The 1,661-nt window shown below is 69.2% G+C and carries 2 protein-coding genes and 1 rRNA gene; 1 reads left to right on the forward strand and 2 read right to left on the reverse strand.

Translation table 11 applies throughout. The features are described from left to right. The coding region (locus tag AOK15_RS39465) for a type IV secretory system conjugative DNA transfer family protein (protein ID WP_240508808.1) at window positions 1-907 on the forward strand (907 nt) is incomplete at its 5' end. On the opposite strand, the gene AOK15_RS39470 is transcribed toward AOK15_RS39465, so the two are convergent. Continuing rightward, on the reverse strand, window positions 896-1,468 hold the full coding sequence (locus AOK15_RS39470) for a GNAT family N-acetyltransferase (RefSeq protein WP_055523854.1): 573 nt from the start codon (window positions 1,466-1,468) through the stop codon (window positions 896-898). The two genes, AOK15_RS39465 and AOK15_RS39470, sit on opposite strands and share 12 nt — an antisense overlap. A 61-nt stretch (window positions 1,469-1,529) precedes the next feature. Continuing rightward, window positions 1,530-1,646, reverse strand: a 5S ribosomal RNA gene (gene rrf / locus AOK15_RS39475). Between the last annotated feature and the right edge of the window lie 15 nt (window positions 1,647-1,661).

Raw genomic sequence — 1,661 nt, forward strand, 5'->3', positions numbered from 1 at the left:
CGGCGGGGCGACGGGTTTCCGCCCCGCCGCCGTCCAGGCGGTACGTGACGCCGAGGGCCCGGCCCTGGTCGTCACCTCCGACCCCGTCATCTGGTCGGACACCAAGGACGCCCGGGCGAAGCTGGGCCCGGTCCTCCTCTACGACCCGGCGCACCGCTGTGACACCCCGGCCCGCCTCCACTGGTCCCCCATCTCCGGCTGCGAGGACAAGCCCACGGCGGCGGCCCGCGCCACGGCTCTCCTCGCCCCGATCCGCCCCACGGCCAAGATCGACCAGGCGATGGCGGACGCGGCGGAGACCCTCCTGCGCAGCTATCTGCACGCCGCGGCGATAGATTCACGCACCGTCCGCCACCTCCACCGCTGGGCCCAGGGCACGAACGTCCAGGAAGCCGTACGCATTCTCCGGACGAACGCGAAGGCTGCCGCCGGCTCCGCAGGCGAACTGGAGTCGGCCCTCACGTCCCACCCCGAACGCCGGGACATCGCCCAGGCCCTGACGGCTCGTGCGCTCTCGGCGCTCTCCACGGTCAACGTCCGGGAGTCCTGCACCCCGAACCGAGCGGACTCGCTGGTCCTGGATTCCTTTGTGCACGAGGGGGGAACGCTTTATGTGGTCGGCGACCCCATCGAGGACCCGAAGGCGAACCCTTCCGCCATGCCGCTGTTGACGGCCCTCACCTCAAGCGTGGTCGAGCGCGGCCGGCGCGTGGCCGAACGGTCATCCTCCGGCCGCCTCGACCCACCACTCACCCTGGTCCTCGACGACGTGGCCGCCGTCGCTCCGCTGCCCCAGCTGCCCGACCTCCTCGCCACCGGCACGGACCGGGGCCTGCCGACACTGGCCCTCCTCCGCTCCCGCGAACAGGCCCGAGCCCGCTGGCCCCACGCCGAGCTACCGGTCTAGCGGACGGTCGAGGACGAACTCCAACTCGGACTGCCCGCCGTGCCCGGCCACCGGCACGGTCCGACCACTCGGCACGAACCCCACCTTGCGGTAGAACGCCTGGGCCCGCGGATTCTCCTCGTGGACGATCAACCGAACCCGTTCCACCTCGCGGCTCCAGGCCCATTCCACGGCAGCCTCGAACAGCCGCTCGGTGAGCCCACAGCCTCGCTCCTCAGGCCGCACGTACACCCCGACGAGATGGCCCTGCAGCCGTTCCACCGGCATCCCGGCCCAGTCCGTGGATCCGGCTTCCTCAATCAGTACGGTGACGGACCCGACCCATGTCCCGTCCGCCCGCTCGGCGATGATCTGCCGCACACCGAGTGCCCCTTCGGCACCGCCGGCGGCCCGCTCCTGCCAGAAGGAATCAGGCCTGCTGCTGGCCTGCTCGTACGTCTCCAGAAAGGCGACGGGGGCCATGGGGTCCTGCAATGAGGCAAGCCGCAGCTCTTTCACTGCGGGCCACTCCTCCGCGTGTATGAAGCGAACTATGTATTTCTCCGCACCCGTGTCACTCATACAACGACCCTAAACGCAGAAAGCCCCCGCCGGTTTCCCGGCGGGGGCTTTCTCAATATTTGTTCGGCGGCGTCCTACTCTCCCACAGGGTCCCCCCTGCAGTACCATCGGCGCTGTGAGGCTTAGCTTCCGGGTTCGGAATGTAACCGGGCGTTTCCCTCACGCTATGACCACCGAAACACTATGAAACAAT

Source organism: Streptomyces ossamyceticus (assembly GCF_001418475.1).
GTDB lineage: Bacteria > Actinomycetota > Actinomycetes > Streptomycetales > Streptomycetaceae > Streptomyces > Streptomyces ossamyceticus.

Coding starts and splice junctions, on each gene's coding strand:
- AOK15_RS39470 (WP_055523854.1), bottom strand. CDS start 1,468: ATGAGTGACACGGGTGCGGAGAAATACATAGTTCGCTTCATACACGCG.